Origin of the sequence: Streptomyces sp. NPDC056527 (genome assembly GCF_042794475.1) — a bacterium.
GTDB lineage: Bacteria > Actinomycetota > Actinomycetes > Streptomycetales > Streptomycetaceae > Streptomyces.
Window position 1 is genome coordinate 73,057 of sequence record NZ_JBHTTQ010000013.1, and the last position, 22,090, is coordinate 95,146.

Here is a 22,090-nt window from a genome sequence, read left to right on the forward strand (position 1 = left end):
CCGCGTCGGCCACCTCAGAGGCCACGCTGCCGGGATGGGAGGAACAACGAGCGTGAGAGGCACGGCCGGTCTCTATCTGACCGGCGTCCTGGTGTCCGGGTTCGGCACGACCGCGCTGTGGCTGGCGTCAGGGATCTGGGTCAAGTCCCTGACCGGCTCGGACAGTCTGGCGGCGCTGACGGTGTTCGCCCTGTGGGCCCCGGCCCTCGTCGGTCCGCTGCTCGGCACGGTCGTCGACCGGGTGCGACGGCGACCGCTGATGGTGTGGTCGAACCTGGCCATGGCGGCGCTGCTGCCGACCCTGCTGTGGGTCGACGGCGCGGACCGGGTGTGGCTGCTCTTCGCCGTGCTCGTGCTGTACGGGATCCAGGGCACCGTCCATGAGGCCGCGGAGGTCGCGCTGGCCGCGAGCGCGCTCGACCGACGGCTGCTCGGGGACTTCAACGGGCTGCGGATGACGGTGAACGAGAGCGTGAAGCTCATCGCCCCGCTCGCGGCGGCCGGTCTCTTCGCCCGGTACGGCGGCGGCCCGGTGGCGCTGCTCGACGCGGCGACGTTCGCCCTGGCCGCGGGCGTGTTCGCGCTGATGCGGGTACGGGAGGAGAAGCCGGTGCGCCCGGCGTCGGCGCACTGGCTGCGGGACACGACGGAGGGCCTGCGGACGGTCCTCTCCCAGCCTCCGGCCGGGGAGACCCCCCTCTCGCTCCGCTCGTCGCCCGGGCTGCGTCCACTGGTCCTGGCGGGCTCGTTCACGATGCTGCTCGCCGGGGTCAACGGGGCGGCGATCTACGCGGTCGTGGACCAGGGGCTCGGCCACTCACCCGCGTACGCGGGCGTGCTGTACGCCGTCCAGGGCGCGGGCTCGGTCGTCGCGGGCCTGGCGGCCGGACCGCTGCTGCGCCGGGTTCCCGAACGGCTGCTGTCCGCGGCCGGACTGGCCCTGTTCGCGGTGGCCGTGGGCGCCCGGGCCGTCCCCCACGACGGGGTGGCGCTGGTGGCGAGCGCGCTGATCGGGGTGGGGCTGCCCTGCGTCCTGGTCGCCGCGATGACGGCGGTCCAGCGGGAGGCCCCGCCGGCCGCGGTGGGTCGCGCGGCGGCGGCGGCCCACACCCTGGTCTTCGTCCCGAACGCCGTCGCCCTGGCGGCGGGCGCGGGCCTGGTGGCCGTCGTCGACATCCGGCTGCTGCTGCCGCTGCTGACCGTCGCCGGCCTGGCCGGGGCGATCGTGCTGGCCACCCGGCGCGCGCGCTCGCGCGTCGGGGCCCCGGCGAGGGCGGACGCGTGAGACGTCCGCCCGCCGCTCAGCCGAGCTTCCGCAGTGCCTCCGCCACCAGGGCCAGGTCGGCGTCGGAGGCCAGACCCGCGTGGTAGAGGCGGAGTTCGGTGGCGCCTTCGGCCGCCACCCGCCGCGCGTCCTCGGCGAGCGTGGCGGGCGAGCCGCCCATGCCGGTGACCACACCGAAGTTGGCCGCGAGGACGGTGTCCGGGGCCGCGTGGGGCGCGAAGGGTGCCACGGTCGCGGACGGGGTGACGACACCGTCCGCGACCGTGAGAACGCGGGCCGGGTCGGTGCCGACGTTCGCGCCGCAGCGGTACGGGTGCGGGTCCGCGTGGAGCAGGACACGGAAGCCGGACGGGGCGGCCGCCCGGACCGCGGCCACCGCGGACTCCTGGAGTGTGCGGGCGGTCCGTGTCCGCCATGCCAGGACCGGTGCCTCGAAGCCGTCCAGCGGCCCGCAGGCGCCCCCGGTCCACACCGGCTCCAGCGCGCCCCGCACGGCGGCCGCCAGCGCGTCGGGGTCGACGCCCTCCTCCCCGTACCCCTCACGGCAGGAGGGGCAGAAGCAGAGGGACATCAGGTACTGCTCCCGGTCGCCGAGCGCGACCCCGGCGGTCTTGTCGTGGGCGTGCAGATGCGCGAAGCCGTACCAGCCGCAGGACTCCAGCTCGGTGCCGGCCGCTCCGGGCCGTACCGCCGCCTCCACGGCCAGGTCCACCAGGTAGGCGCGCACGTCCGGCCGGGCGATGCAGGGCGCCCAGGGGTAGCGGTCGCCGTGGGCGTTGACGACCGAGGTCGCCGGATGACCGGCCCCCAGGCGGGAGTTGTGGGCGAGGACCACCCAGCTGTGCACCTCCAGGCCCGCGTCCGCGAGCACGCCCGCCGCCTCGCCGTACGCGTCGCCGGGCGCCCACTCCCCCGCCTCGTACGGCCGCAGGGGGCGCCCCGACCAGCGGGCTCCGTCCGGCGGGTAGAGCACGGCGGCATGCTCCGCGGTGACGATCCGGTGCCTCGGGTGCCGGGGGGTCAGGGCCCGGGTGGAGTGGTACGCGGAGGCCAGCGTGACGCTCGCGACGCCGAGGTCCGCGAGGCGGCCCGGCGCGGCCGGGTCGCCGACGACGTCCCAGGGGTAGACGAAGGTCCCGGCCCTCACGCGTCGCTCCCCAGCAGCGCCCGCCCGCGCTCGACGATCGTGGCGAGTTCCTTCAGATGCTCGGGCGCGGGCTCGCTCAGCGGCGGCCGCACCTCGCCGACGTCCAGTCCGCCCATGCGGACCGCGGCCTTGACCAGGGAGACGGCGTACCCCCGTCCCTTCGCCCGCAGTTCGACGAGGGGCCGGTAGAAGCCGTCGATGAGGCGCTCCACGGTCGCGTCGTCGCCGGTCGTGAGGGCCTGGTGGAAGGCGAGGGCGATGTCGGGGGCGAAGCAGAAGACGGCGGAGGAGTAGAGCGTGACGCCGATGCCCCGGTAGGCGAGACCGGTGAGTTCGGCGGTGGGCAGGCCGTTGAAGTAGAGCAGGTCGAGGCCCTCGGCGCGGACGGCGCTGACGATCCGCTGCATCAGGTCGAGGTCGCCCAGGCCGTCCTTGAGGCCGATGATCCCCTCGGCGCGGGCGAGAGCCACGGCGGTCTCGGGGGTGAGGATCGCGTTGTCACGCTGGTAGACGATGACGTCGAGCGAGGTGGCGGCCGCGAGTTCGGTGTAGTGGCGCAGGAGCCCCGCCTGGTCGGCGACGACGAGGTACGGGGGCATGGCGAGGAGCCCGTCGGCGCCCGCCTCCTCGGCGATCCGCGCGTACCGGATCGCGAGCGCGGTGCCGTAGCCGGCGCCGGCGAGGACGGGGACCCGGCCGGCGGACTCCTCGACGGCGGCGGCGACACAGGCGCCGAACTCCTCGGGGGTGAGGGCGTGGAACTCACCGGTGCCGCAGCAGGCGAAGACAGCGCCCGCGCCCGCCTCGATGCCCTCGCGGACATGGGCGCGGAAGGTGTCGAGGTCGACGGTGCCGTCCGGTCCGAAGGCGGTGACGGGGAAGAACAGCAGGCCGTCCAGCCGGGCGGCGAGCGGGGCTGAGGTCACGGGCGCTCCCAGAGAAGTCCGTCGTGCACCGTCGTGCACAGTTCTGATTACTGTCCATATTCTTGAACGACTCACGCTAGAGCAGCCCCGAAGGGGCGGTCAAGGCACAAACACCTCTCCGGCGTTCAGTCTTGACGGTCCGTGTGCACTCTTGACGCTTGACGAGCCCTCTCCCTACCGTGTCCACGTTTGTGAATCTGATCCACGGACGGAGACCTCTTCGATGCCCACACCCCGTACCGTCCTGCTCACCGGCGCCGCCGGGGGCGTCGGCACGCTGATGCGCGAGCTGCTGCCCGCGTACGGTTACGAGCTCCGCCTGCTCGACCTGGCGCCCGTCGACGGCGCACCGGACGCGATCGTCGCCGATGTGACGGACCGCAAGGCCCTGCGCGAGGCCGTCCGAGGGGTCGACGCGATCATCCATCTCGCGGGCATCTCCCTGGAGTCGACCTTCGAGAAGATCCTCGCCGCGAACATCACCGGCCTGCACCACCTCTACGAGGCCGCGCGCGAGGAGGGCGTGGGACGGATCGTCTTCGCCTCCAGCAACCACGCCGTCGGCTTCACCCCGCACCCGCGCGGGGACGAGCCGCTGGTCCCCGTCGACACCCCGCACCGGCCGGACACCTTCTACGGACTGTCCAAGTGCTTCGGCGAGGACCTCGCCCAGTTCCACTGGGACCTGCACGGTCTGGAGACCGTCTCCGTACGGATCGGATCGTGCTTCCCCGAGCCGACCTCGGTGCGGAGCCTGTCGACGTGGCTGAGCCCCGCCGACTGCGCGCGCCTGTTCCACGCGGCGCTCACCGCCGAGCACGTGGGCCACACCGTGGTGTACGGATCGTCCGCCAACACCCGGCTGTGGTGGGACCTCTCCTCGGCCAGGGCGCTCGGTTACGAGCCTCAGGACGACTCGGAGCTGTTCGCGGAACGGATCATCGCCGAGCAGGGACTGCCCGTGGAGGGTGATCCGGCGGAGGTGAATCTGGGCGGGCACTTCTGCACCGACCCGCCGCGCTGGCCCTACTAGGGGCGCGAGCGCCGACGGAAGATCTCAGGCCCGGCCGGACTTATGCGGGGGCGCCGGCCGGGGCCCGGGTCACGGCGTGCGTTGGCACACGCGACAGAAGGAACGTTACGGCGGCGATACGGACCCTCGCGATCCGCTCAGCGCGGCGACTGTCCGCGGAACGCGGCGAGCCCGCCGTCGCCCTCCGACCGCGAAGGCCGGTCACCTCTCCCCGCGCAGGGTCTGCGAGGGCGTCTCGCCGAACCGGGCCCGGTACTGCGCCGCGAACCGCCCGTGGTGGGCGAAGCCCCAGCGCCAGGCCACCTCGCTCACGCTCAGCTCACCCGGCTCCGCGCCCCGCAGCTCCTCGTGGACCCGCTCCAGCCGCACCTCGCGGACGTACGCCATCGGCGACATGCCCACGTACTCCCGGAACGACTCCTGGAGCCGGCGCACCCCGACCCTGGCCAGGCCGGCCAGTTCGGTGGTGGTGAAGGGGTGCTCGGGACGGTCCCGTACGGCGTCCATCGCGCGCTTGACGGGTGCCGGCCGCAGCGGCCCCGCGGGGCGGTCCAGCTCCTCGCGCCAGGGATGCTCGGCGGCCAGCAGCAGTCCGTTCAGCAGCGCCTCCTGAAGGGGCGCGGCGACCAGCGCGTGATGGGCCAGGCTGTCCCCGGCGAGCGCCTCGCTCGCCACCTGCCGGGCGAAGCGCGCCCAGCTCAGCCCGGGACCGCGCGAGATGTCCAGACGCGGCTCGAAGGCCAGGGCGCCCCGCGGCGGACGCCCGAGGAGCCGCTCCAGCCGGTCGTGCAGCGCGGCCGCTCCGATCTTGACCGAGACGGTCCGACAGTCCCCGCTCCAGCGGTCGAGGAAGGTGTCCCCCGAGGGGTCGAGCACCACCGCGTCGGTCGACGTCGCGACCACCGGCGCCCGGCCGCCCTGGCGCATCTCCATGCTGCCGCTCAGCGGGGCGTTGACGTGGAAGGCTCCGAGCTCGCCGAAGCGCATCCGCACATCGGCCCCGCAGGCCAGGTCGCCGATGACCAGGTCCCCCAGGTCGACGGTGTCGAACCGGGCGGCGAAGGGACGCTCCCCCGGCTCGATGACGTCCATGAAGTTGGCGTAGTACCGCGCGTCGATCTCCTGCCGCGCCTCGTCCACGTCCCGCGTTCTGAAAGAGCTCCCACCCACGAGCGAAAAGGATACGAGCCGCTCGAAAATCCGTATGACGGACCTGCCCGGGAACGGCAGTATGCCCGTCATGCCACAGCCTCATGGATTCAGCTACGAGCAGCGTGCCGACGGCTCTGTCGTCATCACCCACCACGGACGCACCGCCTCCACCCTGCGCGGGGGACGCGCGGAGAAGTTCCTGGCGGAGGTGGTGTCGGGGGACGCCCAGCTCGTCATGGCCCGCTGGACGGGCGCGTACAAGTTCGGCAACGAGCGCATGGCCCGGAGCCACCCGCGTAATCAGGGTGGCCGAAGGTAGCGAAGGTAAGGGAACGGCAAAGCGTTCTCGCTCGTTACCCCTGGCATGACCGCTATGACCCCCGGCTCGAACATCCCTCTCTCCGCCGCGCGCGTGGCGGTGGACGTGGCCGCCCCGGTGCGGCTCGACGTCTCGGGCCTCCTGCTCAGCGCCGACGGCAAGGTGCGCTCGGACGACGACTTCATCTTCTACAACCAGCCGTCCGGCCCCGGCGTGACCTACCGCTCCGGCGGCGGCTCGGCCCCGGACGCGATCCTGGTGGACACCGGCGCGGTGCCGCCCGGCATCGAGAAGATCGTGGTCACGGCGAGCCCCGACGCCGCGGGCCAGACCTTCCAGGGCATCGAACCCACGGCGACGATCCGCAACGCGGACGACGGCAGCGTCCTCGCCACGTTCACCCCGCCGCAGCTCGGCACGGAGACGGCGCTGGTGATCGTGGAGATCTATCTCCGCAACGGCGCCTGGAAGGCTCGCGCCGTCGGCCAGGGGTACGCGAACGGCCTCGCCGGCATCGCCACCGACTTCGGCGTCTCGGTCGACGAGGAACCCGCCGCCGCGGCGCCCCCGACGCCCGTCGCGCCGGCCGCGCCCCCGGTGGCAGCCCCCGTGGACCCGCGGATCACCGCGCAGACGCCTCCCCCGCCGGCCGCCCCGCCCGCTCCCCCGGCCGCCGCCCCGGTCTCCACCGGAAAGATCAACCTGGACAAGGGACGCGTCAGCCTCCAGAAGAACCAGACCGTGTCCCTGGTCAAGGGCGGCCGTCCGCTGCTCTCCCAGGTCAAGATGGGCCTCGGCTGGGAGCCCGCGTACCGCGGCAAGGACATCGACCTCGACGCCTCGGTCATCGCGTACGGCCCCCAGCGCAACCACCTGGACAGCTGCTACTTCGGCAAGCTCTCCATCCTCAACGGCGCCATCAAGCACTCCGGCGACAACCTGACCGGTGAGGGCGCGGGCGACGACGAGGTCATCGTCGTCGACCTCGGCCGCCTCCCCGCCGACGCCACGGGGCTGGTCTTCACGGTCAACTCCTTCTCCGGCCAGAAGTTCACCGAGGTCGCCAAGGCGTACTGCCGGCTGATGGACGCGGCGACCGGTGAGGAGCTGGTCCGCTTCGACCTGACCACCGCCGAGCCGCAGACCGGCGTGATGATGGCCAAGCTCATCAAGCAGTTCACCGGTGAGTGGGAGATGACGGCGATGGGCGACTTCGTGAAGTCACGGACGGTCCGCGGCATGGTGAAGCCGGCCGCCCAGGCCCTCTGACCGATCGTACGGAGGGGGCCCGCCGGTCACGCACCGGCGGGCCCCTTCGTCACTCCGTCCACGGCCAGTCGGCGTTCCGGCCGGCTTCCAGCAGCGGCACCATCCGGAACGCGGCGTCGGTGAGCCCGGCGAAGGTGTGGCGCCGACCGGTTCCCGACGGCGCGTGGCCGACCCGGTAGCCCGCCAGGTTCCAGGTGTAGACCGGGATCCGGTCCGGAACCTGCTGCGTCGGGTCCCCCTGGTGGCTGTACGCCGCCTGCTCGTCGGTGACGATCAGGACCCGGTCGTGACCCCGGTAGTGCCTGCGCACGGCCTCGGTGGTGTCGGTGCCGCCGAGACTTCCGAAGCGGCCGAGGACCTTCAGCACGGACTCGCCCGCCTGGTACGTGATCGGGGCGCTGCCCGTGCCGAACTCCACCAGGTCCGCGTCCGCGGCCCGCATCGCCACGGCCGTGCCGAACACGGCCGCCGCGTCGGCCCGGTTGAGCTCGGAGCGGTCCGAGAGCCGCGACCACATGGATCCCGAACGGTCGACCAGGATCAGCGTCCGGCCGGGCAGCGCGGGCACGTTCGCCAGCGAGTGGCCGAGCGCCTGCTCCAGCGGGTACGCCCAGCGCAGGGACGGCGCGTGCCGGTACGCGGCGAGATAGCGGAACGGGAACTGGCGCGCGGCCGCGACCACCTCGGGGTCCGAGATCCCCGCCGCCACCCGGGCGGCGACCTCGTCGGAGACCCCGGCCTGGTCGAAGTTCCGCAGGTTCCGGAGCAGCGCCATGGCGCCCATGGACGGAATGACGGCCTCCCAGGCCGCCGCGTCCATCGGCCCCTGCAACCAGCCCGCCAGCGCCTCCCACGTCATCCCGGCCTCGGCCAGCCGCCGCGCCCCGTCGGGCCCGACGACCACGGCACGCCGCTCCTCGACCGGCAGCGCCATGAGCGCCCGGTGTGCGGTGAGGGTGCTGCTCGACGCGGGCGGGACGGCGGTCTCGGGGTGGTGGCGCCGGTCGAGCGCGTACCGGAACAGCTCGCCCTGCCACGGCTTCGCCGGGTCGGGAGTGGCATGCACCAGGTTGAGGACGTCGCCGAAGCGGAAGCCCTTGGAGTCGGTGTCGTACTTCAGCAGGGACTTCGCGGAGTACAGCCGGCGTACGGCATCGGCGACACCGCGCTTGACGGGCTTCGGGATGTTCCGGCCGTACGCCGAGGTCCAGTAGCCGAGCAGTTCGCCGGGCTCGTCCGCGCGGAGCAGGACGGAGGCGACGACCTGCCGGTTGGCGGGACCGGTCTCCACGCCCGCGTCGAGGCGCGCCTTGACGTACTCGGCGGCGCCGACGAGGGAGGCCGTGCGCATGTGGGCGTCGCGGCGCAGCCAGCCGAGCAGGGCGGCGGTCCACTCCGGGTCCTCGACGGCGAGCTTCCGCACCAGGGCGGTGAAGCGGTCGTCGCGGTCCTCGCCGCTCTCGTAGAAGGTCTGCTGCGTGACGAAGTTGGCGACCGCGAGCAGGAAGAGCTCCGACTTGGGCTCGCGCAGGACTCCGGCGCCGCCCTGATGGGTGCGGGCGGGGGCGGTGGAGACCACCGGCGAGGTCGTGCGGGCCTTGGTGGTACGGATGTTGAACCGTGCCATGTGAATTCCCCCGAATTCGAGCGTGCGGGAGAGACACAGGCTCAGGGACGACGAGGGCGCCCGAGATCAGGAGTCGGCGACGGTGCTAGTCGGCCGCTCTATCCGATTGAGCTACACCCCCCGAGGAGGGCGACGGGACTCGAACCCGCAACCTGCTGATCCAAGGAAGTATCCGTCGCCTGCGCACCGGGCACCCTCGTGTCCATGCTGTGCCTCCCGAGATCAAGAGGGGCAGCGGCGTGATTTCGTGGAGGAAGTAGCCGCGGCCGGCGCACCGGGAGGTGCATGAGGAAGACCTTAGGCGGGTGGCACGCCCACCCGCCAAGGGTTTTCGGGTGTCGTCGGGGGAGGGTCAGCGGCGGGGCTGGCGGCGCCACGGACCGGTGATGGCGACCATGATGCCCGGCTCCTGGATGTTGGCGTAGAGGGTGTCGCCGTCGGGCGAGAAGACGACGCCGGTGAACTCGCTGTCGTTCAGGTCGTTGCGCGCGATGGGGTATGTACGGCCGCGCTCGGTCGCTCCAAAGAGGTGCTGGACGCCCTCGCCGTCCTCGGCGATGACGAGGCCGCCGTACGGGGAGACCGTGATGTTGTCCGGACCGTCGTAGGCACCGTCCTTGTCCGGGTCGGCGTTGACGCCGAGGAGGACCTGGAGGGTGAGGGTGCGCCGCTTGGGGTCGTAGAACCAGACCTGGCCGTCGTGCGGGGCGCCGGGGCTCTCCTCGCGGGCGTAGGAGGAGACGATGTAGGCGCCTCCGTCGGCCCACCACATGCCCTCCAGCTTGCGGGCGCGGGTGACCTCGTCGGGGCCGAACTGCTCGCGGACCTCGACCTCGCGGCCGTCGCGGTCGGGGACGTCCAGCCAGTCGACGCCGTAGACCGTGCCGATCCGGGTGGCACGCGAGAGGTCGTCGACGAACCGGCCGCCCGAGTCGATGCAGCGGGGCGCCTGGAGCACACCGGCGTCGTCGGCGAGGGTGCGGAGCTTGCCCCGGCCGTGCTGGAAGCCGTGCGGCGGCACCCAGCGGAAGAAGAGGCCGTTGGGCTCGGAGGCGTCCTCGGTGAGGTAGGCGTGGCCGCGCTTGGGGTCGATGACGACGGCCTCGTGGTCGTAGCGGCCGAACGCCTTGATGGGCTTGGGGTCGCGGTTGGCGCGGCGGTCGCGCGGGTCGACCTCGAAGACGTAGCCGTGGTCCTTGGTCATGCCGTTCTCGCCGGCGAGGTCGGAGTTCTCCTCGCAGGTGAGCCACGTGCCCCAGGAGGTACGGCCGCCCGCGCAGTTGGTGGAGGTGCCGGCGATGCCGACCCACTCGGCGACGGTGCCGTCGCGGTGGATCTCGACGACCGTGCAGCCGCCGGCCGCGGCGGGGTCGTAGACGAGGCCCTCGGTGAGCGGGACGGGGTGGTCCCATTTGGACCGGGGGCCCTTGAGCTCGTGGTTGTTCACCAGGAGCGTGGTGCCGCGGGGGCCGGCGAACGTGGCGGTGCCGTCGTGCTTCTCCGGCGTGAACTCGCCGGACTCCAGCTTGGTGCGGCCGCTGTGGGTGATGACGCGGTACGAGAACCCGGCGGGCAGGGCCAGGACGCCGGCGGGGTCCTCGACGAGGGGGCCGTATCCGAGGCGGTGCCCGTGGCCCCACGTCTCCGGCTCCTCCGAGGCCGCCAGCGCCTCGGGCGCGGTGGCCAGCGCGCCGACGGCGCCGGTCAGGACGAGCCCGGCGCCGGTGGCGGCGGACTTCTTGGCGAACTCTCTGCGGTCGAGCGGCATGGCGATTCGTCTCCCTGCGGTCACCCGGTGTCGGGGCACACGTTCTCGCCCGCGTATAAACGAGAGTTGAACAGAGAGGCGGTCTTCCATGAACCTGCCGACCACAGGGCGGCGCGTCCTCGTCAGCGGTGCCTCCCGAGGGCTCGGCCGCGCCGTCGCCCAGGCGTTCGCCGCCAACGGCGACCGGGTCGCGGTCCATTACGGCTCCCGGGCCGACGAGGCCCGCGAGACCTGGACTCCCTCGCCGGCTCCGGCCATGCCCTGACCGGCGGCGACCTCGCGGATCCGGCGGGCGCGGCGGGCGTGGCGGACGCGGCGGCGGACGCGCTGGGCGGGATCGACGTGCTGGTGAACAACGCGGCGGTCAACGTCCGCCACCCGCTGCCGGAAACCCCCTACGAGGAGTGGGTGGCGGTGTGGCAGCGCCATGTGGCGGTCAATCTGCTGGCGACGGCGAACCTGAGCCATCTGGCCGCGCGGCGGATGATCGACCAGGGCGGGGGCGGAAGGATCGTCAACATCGGCTCGCGAGGCGCGTTCCGCGGCGAGCCGGACCACCCGGCCTACGGGGCGACGAAGGCAGCCGTCCACGCGCTGGGCCAGTCCCTGGCGGTCTCCCTGGCGCCGCACGGCATCGGGGTGGCCTCGGTGGCCCCGGGCTTCTTCGCCACCGAACGGGTGGCTCCGCGTCTCACGGGCCCCGAGGGGGACGCGATCCGCGCGCAGAGCCCGTTTCAGCGCGTGGCCACCCCCGAGGAGATCGCGAAGGCGGTCCTCTGGCTCGCCTCCCCGGAGGCCGAATGGTCCTCGGGCACGATCCTGGACCTCAACGGCGCCTCCTACCTGCGCACATGAGACCGCCGGCTGCGGCGGGCCGGACCCACCGCACATGGGCGCCGCGCCGGAGGGCCGAGCCCCCGATCCCGTCGGGGTTCCGGGAAGGGACCGGTCGGAGCTGATCCCCCGTGCGGCGGTGCATGCCGACGCTCACTGGCTCCAGGCCCCCCGACCCGTGAGGGTGTCGGGGCGGGCGGGGCCGGGGAAGACCCGGACCGCGCCCAGGGCGTAGCCGACCGCCCCCGGGCGACGGGCCGCGCTCCCCTGGGTCAGCCGCCCGCCCGCGACCTCGCCTTGAACGCCGCCTTGCGGGCCTCCTTCGCCGCGCTCTTGTCGCGGTGCAGACGGCCCATCGCCTCCAGGACCTCGGCCGTCGCCGGGTGCTCGACCCGCCACGCCGCGTCGAAGAAGCCGCTGTGCCGGCCCGTCAGGCCCTCGATCAGGTCCCGGAGCTCCTCCAGGTCGCCTTCCGCGTCCAGCTGCGCCGCGATCGTGTCGATCGCCAGCCAGAAGATCATCGACTCCGGCGGCGCCGGGATGTCCGTCGCGCCGCGCTCCGCCAGCCACACCCGGGCGAGCCCGCCCAGCTCCGCGTCGTCCAGCACCTCGCGTACCGCGGGCTCCGCCGCGACGCCCACCAGCGAGAGCGCCTGCTGGCAGTGGAGGCGGCGCAGCGGCGAAGCGGCGTCCACGCCGCGCGCCGCGCCGAGCAGCTCGCGTGCGGCGGTCACCTCGTCCCGGCCGGCCAGCCAGCCCACCGTCTCGGCGCGCGCCGCGGCCTCGGGGTACACGGCCAGTCCGTCGAGGAGCACGTCCGCACCCTTGTCGGCCAGTTCGCCGACGGCCGGCGCGTCCACGCCCGCCTCCAGCATCCGGGCCCGTACGCCGTAGAGCCCGAGCGGGGTCAGCCTGACCATCCCGTACCGGGTGACGTCCTCGTCGTCGGCCTCGTCGATCTGCGGGGCGGGCTCCTCGCCCTCCTCGACCATCAGCGCCTCGTCGACGGGCTGGTACTCGACGAGCCCGATCGGCTCGAGCAGCCGGAACTGGTCGTCGAGACGCATCATCGCCTCGGAGACCTGCTCCAGTACGTCGTCGGTGGGCTCGCCCATGTCCTCCGGGACGATCATCGACGCGGCGAGCGCCGGCAGCGGCACCGCGCCCTCGCCCGGTCCGCCCTCGCCGACCGTCAGCAGGTACAGATTGCCGAGCACGCCCTCCAGGAACTCCGCCTCCTCCTCCGGGTTCCAGTCGAGGAGCTCGAAGTCGATCTCGCCGTCCTCGCCGATGACCTCCGCCAGGTCGTCGAGCACGGGCGCGGTGGCGTCGGCGAACACCACGTCCAGACCGTCGAGCCAGATCCCCAGGATGTCGAGCGGCGCACCGCCGGTGAGGACGGCGAGGTTCGCTCCGGTGCTCACGGTGCCGGGGGTGTCGTCGTCGCCGTCCTCGACGTCCACGAGTCCCGTGTCGACGGCCAGCCGCCACGCCTCGCTCGCGTACGCGGCGCCGTCCTCGTCCGCTTCCAGCCCCAGCACCTCGGCGGCGGACGGCAGTTGCTCGTCGACGAGTTCCCCGCCCGCGCCGACCAGGGTCTCCGGACCCGCCCAGCGGGCGAGGCGCGCGGCCCGGGCCAGGAGGGGGGCGGCCAGGGCGGCCCGTGCCAGCTCCGCGTCCGAGTGCAGCTGAACGGGGGGCAGGGTGGGACGGTCCGGTGCCATCTGGGGTCTTCTCCTCGAAGGGCGCGTCGGGGTCGACGGTGCTGGCGAACGGCCTTCAGGGTAGACGTATTTCCCGGGCGGGCCGCCGGTTCACGGAGCCGTCAGCCTTCGTACACCCGTCGACCCTTGACAAGTCCACCGCTCAGCCAAGAGATTGACGCGCGTAGATAATTCGACCGTTTCTCCAAGCATCTCCGGAGTTCCTTGATGCCTTCCTCCATACCGAGATCCGCGGCTGTGGCCGCCGTCGTAACGGCCGCGCTCGCGGCCGGACTCCTCGCGGGCTCCTCCGCCTCGGCGGAGACCACCGCGGACACAGCCGCCGTCCGCGTCCACGACATCCAGGGCACCACCCGGGTCTCGCCCCTCGTCGGCCAGCAGGTCACCGGCGTCACGGGCATCGTGACCGGCGTCCGGACCTACGGTTCGCGCGGCTTCTGGATCCAGGACCCGCAGGCCGACGACAACCCGGCCACCAGCGAGGGTCTCTTCGTCTTCACGAGCTCCGTCCCGACCGTCGCCGTCGGCGACGCGGTCAGCGTGAACGGTACGGTCGGCGAGTACGTCCCCGGCGGCCTGAACTCCGGCAACCAGTCGCTGACGCAGCTCTCCAAGCCCACCGTCACCGTGGTCTCGACGGGCAACCCCGTCCCGGCCCCCGTGACGATCTCGGCCTGGTCCGTGCCCTCCGCGTACGCCCCCGAGGGCGACCCGGCGGCCGGCGGCTCCGTCAACGGCCTCACTCTGGAGCCCAAGCGGTACGCCCTGGACTACTACGAGTCCCTGGAGGGCACCAACGTCCGCGTAGGCGCCTCGCGCGTCGTGGGCGCCACCGACCCGTACTCCGAGCTGTGGGTCACGGTGAAGCCCTGGGAGAACCCCAACTGGCGCGGCGGTACGGTCTACGGCTCGTACACCTCGCAGAACACCGGCCGGCTCCAGATCCAGTCGCTGACGCCGATCGCCCAGCAGCCCTTCCCCAAGGCGAACGTCGGCGACGTGCTCTCCGGCACGACCGAGGGCCCGCTGGACTTCAACCAGTTCGGCGGCTACACGCTGACCGCGCGCACCCTGGGCACGGTCGTCGACCGCGGCCTGGAGCGCGAGATCACGGAGAAGCAGCACAAGAACGAGCTGGCGGTCGCGACGTACAACGTCGAGAACCTCGACCCGTCCGACCCGCAGGAGAAGTTCGACGCGCTGGCCGCGGCCGTGGTGGAGAACCTCGCCTCGCCCGACATCCTGGCCCTGGAGGAGATCCAGGACAACAACGGCGCCAAGAACGACGGCACGGTCGCGGCCGACCAGACGCTGAAGAAGTTCACGGACGCGATCGTGGCCGCGGGCGGTCCGGCGTACGAGTGGCGCTCGGTCGACCCGGAGAACAACAAGGACGGCGGCGAGCCCGGCGGAAACATCCGTCAGGCCTTCCTCTTCAACCCGGAGCGGGTCTCCTTCACCGACCGCGCGGGCGGCGACGCGGCGACCGCGACGGACGTGGTCCGCGCCGACAAGGACCGCGCCGCGCTGACCCGCTCCCCCGGCCGTATCGACCCGGCGAACACCGCCTGGGAGAACAGCCGCAAGCCGCTGGCGGGCGAGTTCACCTTCCGTGGCCGCACGGTCTTCGTGATCGCCAACCACTTCGGCTCCAAGGGCGGTGACGAGTCGCTGGTCGCGCACCGCCAGCCGCCGAACCGTTCCTCCGAGGCCAAGCGGCTCCTCCAGGCGCAGGCCGTCAACGCCTTCGTCAAGGACGTCCTCGCCATCGAGAAGAACGCCGATGTCGTCGTCCTCGGCGACATCAACGACTTCGAGTTCTCGGAGACGACGAAGGCACTGACGGACGGCGGGGCGCTCTACCCGGCCGTGAAGTCGCTGCCGCGCAGCGAGCGCTACTCGTACGTCTTCCAGGGCAACAGCCAGGTTCTCGACCAGATCCTGACCAGCCCGGGGATCCGTCACTTCGAGTACGACAGCGTCCACATCAACGCGGAGTTCGCGGACCAGAACAGCGACCACGACCCGCAGGTGCTGCGCTTCCGCCCGTAGCACCGCACGCCGCACGCCCGCGCCGAGACCCGGCGCGGGCGTGCGCCGTCGTGGTCGGCCCCTCCGTCGACAGCGGCCCGGCGGCCCGTGGGAGACTCCGCCGCGTGATCCTTCGCCCCGCCACCCGCGCCGAACTGCCCGCCGTCCTCGCGCTCCTCGCCGACGAGGAGAAGGTCGTGGACCCCGGATCGGTCGTCGTCACACCGGCGTACGAGCGGGCCTTCGCGGACATCGAGGGCGATCCGCGCAACGAGATGCTGGTGCTGGTCGACGGGGAGCTGGTCGTGGGGTGTCTGCAGGCGACGTACATCCCCGGTCTCGGCAAGGGCGGGGCCGAGCGGGCCCTGATCGAAGCCGTGCGGGTCCGGGCGGACCGGCGTGGCGGTGGGCTCGGCCGGGAGCTGATGGCGCGGGCGGTGGAGCGTGCGCGCGCACGCGGCTGCGCGCTCGTCCGGCTGACCAGCGACAAGCAGCGGACCGATGCCCACCGTTTCTACGCCTCGCTGGGCTTCGCGCGCAGCCACGACGGGTTCAAGCTCGTGCTCTAGCCGAGCAGGTGCCCTCCGCCGTCGACGAGCAGGACCTCGCCCGTGATGTACGAGGCGTGGGTGAGGTCGAAGACGGCCCCGGCGATGTCCTCGGGGCGTCCCACCCTGCGGAGCGGTACCGCCCCCGCCACATGGGCCTTGGCCTCGTCCGCGCCCTCGACCCCGTCGAACCAGGGGGTGTCGATGAAGCCCGGTGCGACCGCGTTGACCCGGACCTCCGGGCCGAGGGTCTTGGCCAGCAGCTTCGTCATGTGGTTGACGGCCGCCTTGGAGACCGCGTACGGGATGGAGCTGCCGCCGGGGCGGACACCGGCCTGCGAGGAGATCGTCACGACGCTGCCCGCGCCGTGCGCCCGCAGGTGCGGGACGGCGGCGGTGATGGTCTGCCAGACGCCGATGACGTTGACGTCGTAGAGGTGCCGCCAGACGTCGGGCGAGGCCGCGTCGAGGTCGTCGTGCGGGATGAACCGCGTGGTGCCCGCGCAGTTGACCAGGATGTCCAGGCGCCCGTACGCCTCCACCGCCGCGGCGACGAGGGCCGTCGCCTGGGCCTCGTCGGAGACGTCGGCCTGGACGTAGACGGCGTCCGGCAGTTCGGCGGCGAGGGCCTTGCCCGCCTCCACGGACCGCGCGGAGTTGACGACGACCCGGATGCCCGCGGCGGCGAGGCGGCGGGCGACTGCGGCGCCGATGCCCGAGGACGAGCCGGTGACCAGGGCGACACGTTGTTCGCTCATGCGGTTCTCTCTCCATGTCCTCCTGTCGCGCAGAGAGATCATGCCAGAGCCCCCATGCTTCAGGGATGCTTACCCCTCACCCCAAGAAGAACTAAGTGGACCTTCAGCATTGCGCCCCACAGACTTTCCCGATGAGCACTGAACGCCCCTTCGGCCGGGCCCTCTGCGCGATGATCACGCCCTTCACCGCCTCCGGCGAGCTGGATCTCGACGTCGCCCGCGAGCACGCCGCCCATCTGGTGTCCGAGGGCTGCGACGGTCTCGTCCTCAACGGCACCACCGGCGAGTCCCCGACCACCACCGACGCCGAGAAGGCGGCCCTGATCGAGGCCGTACGCGAGGCCGTCGGCCCCGGCCCCTCGGTCCTCGCGGGCGTCGGCACCTCCGACACCCGGCACACGGTCGAGCTGGCACGCCAGGCCGAGAAGGCGGGCGCGGACGGGCTGCTGGTCGTCACCCCGTACTACAGCCGGCCCCCGCAGGACGCCGTCGAGGCGCACTTCCGCAAGGTCGCGGACGCGACCGGTCTGCCGGTGATGCTGTACGACATCCCCGGCCGCACCGGCACCCGGATCGAGCCCGAGACGATGCTGCGGCTCGCCGCGCACCCGAGGATCGTCGCGGTCAAGGACTGCTCCTACGACCTGCTCGGCTCCACCAAGGTGATCGCCCGCACCTCGCTGGCGTACTACTCCGGCTCCGAGGAGCTGAACCTCCCGCTGTACGCGGTGGGCGGCGCCGGCTTCGTCAGCACGGTGGCCAACGTGGCGCCGCGTCAGATGCGCGCCGTCCTCGACGCCTTCGACGCGGGGGACACGGCCGGGGCCACCCGGCTCAACGCGCTGACCATGCCGCTCTCGGAGCTGATGATGGCCTCCGGCCTGCCGGGCACGGTGACCGCGAAGGCGCTCCTCGGCGACTTCGTCCGGGAACCGCTGCAGCCCGCCGACCTGGAGACGGTCGACGGGCTGCGGGCGGCGTACGAGGATCTGGTTCAGTCGAACACGTAGGTCGTACCGAAGAGCGCGGCGTGCTCCAGGACGTCCTCCAGCGGGTCGTCGATCTGACCGGTGTGGAGGGTGAGGCTGGGTCCGTTCGAGACGTACGGACCGTTGTGGGTCCGGGTGTGCGTCTCGTCCGCGGAGGCGGCCGTGGCCGGAAGGAGCACCGCCGCCACGGTCAGCGCTCCGACGATGGTGGGCCTCGTCCTCATGTCGACTCCTCGCCTTGTCTGCTCGTGTGACTCAACGTCGTACCGTTAACGGAGAGTCACACGAGCAGGTCACGGCTCAGTTGTGGCTGTGGAGGATCTCGTTGAGCCCGCCCCACACCGCGTTGTTCGGGCGGGCCTCGACGGCTCCGGTCACCGAGTTGCGGCGGAAGAGGATGTTGTCGCCCCCGGAGAGGTCGCGGGCCTTGACGATCTCGCCGTCGGGCATCGTGACGCGGGTGCCGGCGGTGACGTACAGACCGGCCTCGACGACGCACTCGTCGCCGAGCGCGATGCCGACGCCCGCCTCGGCACCGATCAGGCAGCGCTCGCCGATGGAGATGATGACGTTGCCACCGCCCGAGAGGGTGCCCATGGTGGAGGCGCCGCCGCCGATGTCGGAGCCGTCGCCGACGACGACGCCCGCGGAGATGCGGCCCTCGACCATCGAGGTGCCCAGCGTGCCGGCGTTGAAGTTGACGAAGCCCTCGTGCATGACGGTCGTACCGGCGGCGAGGTGCGCGCCGAGCCGGACGCGGTCGGCGTCGGCGATGCGGACGCCGGCGGGGACGACGTAGTCGGTCATCCGCGGGAACTTGTCGATCGAGGTCACCTGGAGGTGCAGGCCCTCGGCGCGCGCGTTGAGGCGCACCTTCTCGATGTCGTCGACGGCCACCGGGCCGAGCGAGGTCCACGCGACGTTGGCCAGCAGGCCGAAGACGCCGTCGAGGCTCTGGCCGTGCGGCTTGACCAGCCGGTGGCTCAGCAGGTGCAGGCGCAGGTACGCGTCGTGGGCGTCGAGCGGCTTGTCGTCGAGCGAGGAGATGACGGTGCGGACGGCGACCACCTCGACGCCACGACGGGCGTCCACGCCGAGGGCCTTGGCCGCGCCCTCACCGAGCGCGTTGACGGCGGCGTCGGGGGTGAGCCGCTCGGTTCCGGCGGGCCCGGGCGCGTCGGTCAGCTCGGGGGCGGGGAACCAGGTGTCGAGAACGGTGCCGTCACCGGCGATGGTGGCGAGGCCGGCGGCGACGGCGCCGGTGGTGCGAGGAGCAGTGGTCATGCGGAAAACCTAACGGTCGGGGCCCCGCCCGGGCCAACCGGTCTCAGGTGTCGGTCGAGCCGCCTGGCGGAAGCGACAACCGCCACGCCGGGGCGCTCGTCGGATCGCCCGGGCCGGGTCGGAGACCGTCCGGCGCACCCCGGGCCTCGCCGTCAGCCGACTCCCCGGGCTTCGCCGCCGGGCGCGGCGCCCGGTTCGGGTCGTACCGCGAGGACGCGCGACAGCATCTCGCGGGCGTACCCCTCGTCGTACTCCGTGCCGGTCAGCAGGACCTGGAGGCAGATGCCGTCCATGAGGGCGACCAGGGCCCGGGCGGTGACCGGGTCCGTGCGCCGGGAGAGGACCTCGGCGACGGCGTCCGTCCACTCCGCCGCGACCGGTCGCAGCGCGGGTCGGCGCAGGGCGGCGAGGTAGAGCTCGTACTCCAGCTCCACCCCGGTCCGCTCGCCCGCGATCCACTCCCCCATGTGCCGGGCGAGCTCGGCCGCGAGATCGGTCCCGGGGTCGGCGAGCGCGCCGCTCTCGCGCAGCTCCCGCCCGAACCCCTCGTTGGCCTGGCGGAGCGCGGCGACGAGCAGTTCGTCGAGGGAGGCGAAGTGGTACGTCGTGGAGCCGAGCGGGACGTCGGCCTCCGCGGCGACCGTCCGGTGGCTCAGCCCCTCGATGCCCCGGGTGCCCACCACGCGCAGCGCGGCGTCGACGATCCGCTGCCGCCGCTCGGGGTCGTGGCGGCGGGGGCGGGCCATCAGTGCGCTCCGCCCATGTTGAGCACGAGGACCCCCGCGATGATCAGGAGCACCCCGGCGACCTTGGCGACGCTGAAGGTCTCGTTCATGAAGAGGATGCCGATGACGGCGACCGCCGCGGTGCCCACGCCGGACCAGATCGCGTACGCCGTGCCGACCTGGAGGGTCTTGAGCGCCTGAGCGAGCAACGCGAAGGCGATCACATAGCCGGTGGCCGTGACGATCGACGGCCAGGTCTTCGAGAAGCCCTCGCTGTACTTCATGGAGATCGTGGCCACGATCTCCGCGGTGATGGCCCCCGCCAGCAGTCCGTATCCCATGCGTACAAGCGTACACAACGATATGTACGGCCGTACACAACGCCTGCCGATACGGTGTCCCGCATGACGCATCCCTCGGGGCCGTACGGCTACGGCTACGCTCCCCCGCCACCTCCGCCGCAGCCCGGCGTGATACCCCTGGCGCCGCTGGGTCTCAGCCAGCTCCTGACCGGCGCCTTCACCACCATCGGCCGCTACTGGAAGCAGCTGTTCGGAGTCGCCGCGGCCGCGTTCGGCGGGGCGACGCTGCTGGCCGCCGCGGCCCTCGGCATCGCGTACGCCCTGGTCTCCGACCATCTGCCCGGAGTCTTCGATCTGCCCCGCGGGCAGGAGCCCAGCTGGGAGGACGGCCGGCCGCTGCTCATCGCCTTCGGCTGTGTGTGGCTGATCGCCATGGTCGGGATGCTGCTCGCGAGCGCCGTCGTCTACGCGGCATGCCCCGTGGTCCTCCAGGAGGCCGTCCTCGGCCGCCGGACGACCTTCGGCGCGGTCTGGCGCCGTGCCTGGTCGCGGATGCCCGCGGTCGTGGGCACGGTCTTCCTGACGATGCTGCTGACCGTACCGGTCCCGCTCATCGTGTTCGTGGCGGCGTTCGCCGGTCTGATGGTGGCCCTCGAAGGGTCGGGCCCGGTGGCTTGGGTGTTCCTGTCGTTCGGGGGCGCCATGCTGGCCACCCTGCTGACCGCCCCGCTCGCCGCGTGGCTCTGGGTGAAGTTCAGCCTGGCGGCGCCGGCGGCCGTGTTCGAGGGGCAGGGCGCGACGGCCTCGATGCGCCGCTCCAGCCGGCTGGTCAGCGGCTCGTGGTGGCGGGTCTTCGGCGCGCTGCTGGTCGCGGGCCTCATGGCCGCGATGGCGAACTGGCTGATCCAGCAGGTCCTCAGCGTGCTGATCTCGCTCCCGGCCTCGTTCACGGAACCGTCCGGCACCGAGTCCGCGAGCGAGGTGATGCTGGCCTTCGTACCGCTCGCGGTGTTCGCCGTCCTCGGCTCGATGGTGGCGCAGGCCGTCTGCTCGGTCTTCCCGCCCCTGGTCACCGGCCTCGTCTACGTCGACCAGCGCATCCGCAAGGAGAACCTCGCCCCGGCCCTCGTCGAGGCGGCGGCCGAGGCGCCTCCGTTCAGTCGGTGAGAGACCGCTTCGGACGCAGCACGCAGAACTCGTTCCCCTCGGGGTCGGCGAGCGTGACCCAGGTCGCGTCCTCGCCCTGACCCACGTCGATCCGCCGGGCCCCGAGGGCCAGGATCCTCTCGACCTCGGCGTCCTGGTCGTCGGGCGTCAGATCGATGTGCAGCCGGTTCTTGACGGTCTTGGACTCGGGGACGGGAAGGAAGCACATCCCCGGCAGGGCGGAGGCGTCGGCACCGATGACGATCTCGTCCTCGGCCTCGAAGAGGATCTTCCAGTCCAGCACCCGCGACCAGAACCGGGCCTGGGCCGGCAGGTCGTGGGCGTCGACGGCGAGCTGATACATGCGAACGGCCATGCCCGCCAGTCTGCCTGGCAGGCATGGCCGTTCGAAAGCGCGAAACGGTCAGACGTTGAAACCGAGAGCGCGCAGCTGCTCGCGACCGTCGTCCGTGATCTTGTCCGGACCCCACGGCGGCATCCAGACCCAGTTGATCTTCAGCTCGCTGGCGATGCCGTCGGTGGCGGCCTTCGCCTGGTCCTCGATCACATCGGTCAGCGGACAGGCCGCCGACGTCAGGGTCATGTCCAGCGTGACGACGTTGGTGTCGTCGATGTGGATGCCGTAGATCAGGCCGAGGTTGACCACGTCGATGCCCAGCTCGGGGTCGACGACGTCGTACAGCGCCTCGCGGATCTCTTCTTCGGAGGCCGGCTTCATCGTGGCCTCGGCGTTCTCGGTCATGCCGACTTCCTCTCCGCGTCACCCAGAGCCTGGGCCGTCGCGTCCTTCCACGCCATCCAGCTGAGCAGCGCGCACTTCACCCGGGCCGGGTACTTGGAGACACCCGCGAACGCGACCGCGTCCTCCAGGATCTCCTCCATCGCGTCGTCCGGCTCGATCTGGCCCTTGGACTGCATCAGCTCCAGGAACGTGCCCTGGATCTTCTGCGCCTCGGCCAGCTCCTTGCCGACGAGCAGCTCGTTCAGGACCGAGGCCGAAGCCTGGCTGATCGAGCAGCCCTGACCCTCGTACGAGACGTCCTCGATGCGCGAGCCGTCGTACTTCACCCGGAGCGTGATCTCGTCGCCGCACGTCGGGTTCACGTGGTGCACCTCGGCGTCGCCGTCCCGAAGACCGCGCCCGTGCGGGTGCTTGTAATGGTCCAGGATGACGTCCTGGTACATCGAATCGAGCTTCACGA

22 protein-coding genes and 1 pseudogene are annotated in these 22,090 nt (G+C 72.2%); 9 read left to right on the forward strand and 14 right to left on the reverse strand.

The window, feature by feature from the left end:
* The first annotated feature begins 52 nt into the window (after window positions 1–52).
* On the forward strand, window positions 53–1,285 hold the full coding sequence (locus ACFQ7Q_RS10155; protein ID WP_383551972.1) for an MFS transporter: 1,233 nt from the start codon (window positions 53–55) through the stop codon (window positions 1,283–1,285).
* 16 nt (window positions 1,286–1,301) lie between these two features.
* On the opposite strand, the gene ACFQ7Q_RS10160 is transcribed toward ACFQ7Q_RS10155, so the two are convergent.
* Together ACFQ7Q_RS10160 and ACFQ7Q_RS10165 are read right to left on the reverse strand one after the other, a co-directional pair.
* On the reverse strand, window positions 1,302–2,432 hold the full coding sequence (locus ACFQ7Q_RS10160) for a hypothetical protein (RefSeq protein ID WP_383551974.1): 1,131 nt from the start codon (window positions 2,430–2,432) through the stop codon (window positions 1,302–1,304).
* A complete protein-coding gene (locus ACFQ7Q_RS10165; protein WP_383551976.1) occupies window positions 2,429–3,358 on the reverse strand; it encodes a 5-dehydro-4-deoxyglucarate dehydratase in 930 nt (309 codons plus the stop codon). Before ACFQ7Q_RS10165 ends, ACFQ7Q_RS10160 begins: the two co-directional genes overlap by 4 nt.
* 223 nt (window positions 3,359–3,581) lie before the next feature.
* On the opposite strand from ACFQ7Q_RS10165, the gene ACFQ7Q_RS10170 reads away from it, so the two are divergent.
* The gene (locus tag ACFQ7Q_RS10170; protein ID WP_383551978.1) at window positions 3,582–4,391 is read left to right on the forward strand and encodes an NAD-dependent epimerase/dehydratase family protein; all 810 of its coding nucleotides are present in this window, start codon (window positions 3,582–3,584) and stop codon (window positions 4,389–4,391) included.
* A 201-nt stretch (window positions 4,392–4,592) separates the two neighbouring features.
* Here the strand turns inward: ACFQ7Q_RS10170 and ACFQ7Q_RS10175 are convergent, their stop codons facing one another.
* The gene (locus tag ACFQ7Q_RS10175) at window positions 4,593–5,531 is read right to left on the reverse strand and encodes an AraC family transcriptional regulator (protein ID WP_383551980.1); all 939 of its coding nucleotides are present in this window, start codon (window positions 5,529–5,531) and stop codon (window positions 4,593–4,595) included.
* A 100-nt stretch (window positions 5,532–5,631) separates the two neighbouring features.
* Here ACFQ7Q_RS10175 and ACFQ7Q_RS10180 point away from each other — a divergent pair, with 100 nt between their 5' ends.
* Both ACFQ7Q_RS10180 and ACFQ7Q_RS10185 read left to right on the forward strand, forming a co-directional pair.
* Window positions 5,632–5,862 (forward strand): hypothetical protein, encoded by a 231-nt coding sequence (locus ACFQ7Q_RS10180; protein ID WP_383551981.1) that lies wholly within the window; start codon window positions 5,632–5,634, stop codon window positions 5,860–5,862.
* A gap of 45 nt (window positions 5,863–5,907) precedes the next feature.
* The gene (locus tag ACFQ7Q_RS10185; protein WP_383551983.1) at window positions 5,908–7,131 is read left to right on the forward strand and encodes a TerD family protein; all 1,224 of its coding nucleotides are present in this window, start codon (window positions 5,908–5,910) and stop codon (window positions 7,129–7,131) included.
* Between the two features lie 49 nt (window positions 7,132–7,180).
* Here the strand turns inward: ACFQ7Q_RS10185 and ACFQ7Q_RS10190 are convergent, their stop codons facing one another.
* Entirely contained in the window at window positions 7,181–8,758 is a 1,578-nt protein-coding gene (locus ACFQ7Q_RS10190; protein WP_383551985.1) for a TROVE domain-containing protein, read from the reverse strand.
* A 352-nt stretch (window positions 8,759–9,110) separates the two neighbouring features.
* Window positions 9,111–10,526, reverse strand: a complete 1,416-nt coding sequence (locus ACFQ7Q_RS10195) for an alkaline phosphatase PhoX (RefSeq protein WP_383551987.1) — start codon at window positions 10,524–10,526, stop codon at window positions 9,111–9,113.
* A gap of 88 nt (window positions 10,527–10,614) precedes the next feature.
* Here ACFQ7Q_RS10195 and ACFQ7Q_RS10200 point away from each other — a divergent pair.
* A pseudogene (locus ACFQ7Q_RS10200) lies at window positions 10,615–11,381 on the forward strand (SDR family NAD(P)-dependent oxidoreductase).
* A 251-nt stretch (window positions 11,382–11,632) separates the two neighbouring features.
* Here ACFQ7Q_RS10200 and ACFQ7Q_RS10205 read toward each other — a convergent pair.
* Window positions 11,633–13,084, reverse strand: a complete 1,452-nt coding sequence (locus ACFQ7Q_RS10205; RefSeq protein WP_383551990.1) for a hypothetical protein — start codon at window positions 13,082–13,084, stop codon at window positions 11,633–11,635.
* 207 nt (window positions 13,085–13,291) lie between these two features.
* Between ACFQ7Q_RS10205 and ACFQ7Q_RS10210 the strand changes: the two genes are divergently transcribed.
* On the forward strand, window positions 13,292–15,136 hold the full coding sequence (locus tag ACFQ7Q_RS10210; RefSeq protein ID WP_383551992.1) for an endonuclease/exonuclease/phosphatase family protein: 1,845 nt from the start codon (window positions 13,292–13,294) through the stop codon (window positions 15,134–15,136).
* A 104-nt stretch (window positions 15,137–15,240) separates the two neighbouring features.
* A complete protein-coding gene (locus ACFQ7Q_RS10215; protein ID WP_383551994.1) occupies window positions 15,241–15,684 on the forward strand; it encodes a GNAT family N-acetyltransferase in 444 nt (147 codons plus the stop codon).
* Here the strand turns inward: ACFQ7Q_RS10215 and ACFQ7Q_RS10220 are convergent.
* Complete coding sequence (locus ACFQ7Q_RS10220; RefSeq protein ID WP_383551996.1) at window positions 15,681–16,421, reverse strand: SDR family NAD(P)-dependent oxidoreductase; 741 nt, start codon at window positions 16,419–16,421, stop codon at window positions 15,681–15,683. The two genes, ACFQ7Q_RS10215 and ACFQ7Q_RS10220, sit on opposite strands and share 4 nt — an antisense overlap.
* Window positions 16,422–16,552: 131 nt before the next feature.
* On the opposite strand from ACFQ7Q_RS10220, the gene dapA reads away from it, so the two are divergent.
* Window positions 16,553–17,431 (forward strand): 4-hydroxy-tetrahydrodipicolinate synthase, encoded by an 879-nt coding sequence (dapA, locus tag ACFQ7Q_RS10225; protein ID WP_383551998.1) that lies wholly within the window; start codon window positions 16,553–16,555, stop codon window positions 17,429–17,431.
* On the opposite strand, the gene ACFQ7Q_RS10230 is transcribed toward dapA, so the two are convergent.
* The 4 genes from ACFQ7Q_RS10230 to ACFQ7Q_RS10245 form a co-directional block, all read right to left on the reverse strand.
* Window positions 17,416–17,634 carry a hypothetical protein gene (locus ACFQ7Q_RS10230; RefSeq protein WP_383552000.1) on the reverse strand — a complete coding sequence of 73 codons (219 nt, stop codon included), beginning with the start codon at window positions 17,632–17,634 and terminating at the stop codon, window positions 17,416–17,418. The two genes, dapA and ACFQ7Q_RS10230, sit on opposite strands and share 16 nt — an antisense overlap.
* 76 nt (window positions 17,635–17,710) lie before the next feature.
* Window positions 17,711–18,694: a 2,3,4,5-tetrahydropyridine-2,6-dicarboxylate N-succinyltransferase gene (gene dapD / locus ACFQ7Q_RS10235; protein WP_352186255.1), complete on the reverse strand. Its 984-nt coding sequence runs from the start codon at window positions 18,692–18,694 to the stop codon at window positions 17,711–17,713.
* 152 nt (window positions 18,695–18,846) lie between these two features.
* A complete protein-coding gene (locus ACFQ7Q_RS10240) occupies window positions 18,847–19,440 on the reverse strand; it encodes a TetR/AcrR family transcriptional regulator (protein WP_383552002.1) in 594 nt (197 codons plus the stop codon).
* Complete coding sequence (locus tag ACFQ7Q_RS10245) at window positions 19,440–19,760, reverse strand: DMT family transporter (RefSeq protein ID WP_383552004.1); 321 nt, start codon at window positions 19,758–19,760, stop codon at window positions 19,440–19,442. Before ACFQ7Q_RS10245 ends, ACFQ7Q_RS10240 begins: the two co-directional genes overlap by 1 nt.
* Before the next feature lie 63 nt (window positions 19,761–19,823).
* Between ACFQ7Q_RS10245 and ACFQ7Q_RS10250 the strand changes: the two genes are divergently transcribed.
* A complete protein-coding gene (locus ACFQ7Q_RS10250) occupies window positions 19,824–20,888 on the forward strand; it encodes an oxidoreductase (RefSeq protein WP_383552006.1) in 1,065 nt (354 codons plus the stop codon).
* Here ACFQ7Q_RS10250 and ACFQ7Q_RS10255 read toward each other — a convergent pair.
* From ACFQ7Q_RS10255 to sufU, 3 genes are read right to left on the reverse strand one after another with little or no spacing between them, the layout of a single operon-like run.
* Window positions 20,878–21,243, reverse strand: a complete 366-nt coding sequence (locus tag ACFQ7Q_RS10255; protein ID WP_383552008.1) for a VOC family protein — start codon at window positions 21,241–21,243, stop codon at window positions 20,878–20,880. The genes ACFQ7Q_RS10250 and ACFQ7Q_RS10255 overlap by 11 nt on opposite strands.
* 48 nt (window positions 21,244–21,291) lie before the next feature.
* On the reverse strand, window positions 21,292–21,630 hold the full coding sequence (locus ACFQ7Q_RS10260; RefSeq protein ID WP_362367104.1) for a metal-sulfur cluster assembly factor: 339 nt from the start codon (window positions 21,628–21,630) through the stop codon (window positions 21,292–21,294).
* On the reverse strand, window positions 21,627–22,088 hold the full coding sequence (sufU, locus tag ACFQ7Q_RS10265; RefSeq protein WP_017238621.1) for a Fe-S cluster assembly sulfur transfer protein SufU: 462 nt from the start codon (window positions 22,086–22,088) through the stop codon (window positions 21,627–21,629). The genes ACFQ7Q_RS10260 and sufU overlap by 4 nt, the downstream gene beginning before the upstream one ends.
* Between the last annotated feature and the right edge of the window lie 2 nt (window positions 22,089–22,090).